Below are 442 nucleotides of genomic sequence, written 5' to 3' on the forward strand. Positions count from 1 at the left end.
GAAGCTTTTAGGCCGTCTGAAAATTCGTAGGCTTTTTGTTGCCAATCTGCACCGATACGCCACCAAGCGTATTCGGATAAAGGCTCAAGCGGACTATTTTCATGATAAGTCTGCTGCCAATAGGCATTGATGGAGTTTTGGGCAAACCACGTCAGCGCAACTGCACTGAGCAGAATCGAAACAAACAGGGAGATAAAGCGTTTCATGTTCTGCTCCTTAGAAGTTGGCGTAAATAAAGCCGGGAATGCCGGACGGGGCGAAGACGATAATCAGGGCGAGGATAAGCGTGATGGGGATAAACCACAGCCATGCAGGCAGTTTGTCCAAGCCTTTTACCGATGCTTCAAATAAGCGAAGCAAATACGGGTACAGCAAAAGCATCATCGCAAATGCACCCAGCAACATGAGGTCGGTCGGCAGAGGCGCGTTCCAACCTTTGTCA

2 pseudogenes are annotated in these 442 nt (G+C 49.1%); both read right to left on the reverse strand.

Going from position 1 to position 442, the window contains the following annotated elements:
- Positions 1-206 (reverse strand): annotated as a pseudogene (locus ACTHUT_RS22075) (DUF459 domain-containing protein); the annotation flags it as partial.
- A 10-nt stretch (positions 207-216) separates the two neighbouring features.
- Positions 217-442 (reverse strand): annotated as a pseudogene (locus ACTHUT_RS22080) (MBOAT family O-acyltransferase); the annotation flags it as partial.

It is taken from the genome of Neisseria sp. P0022.S010 (assembly GCF_051956635.1).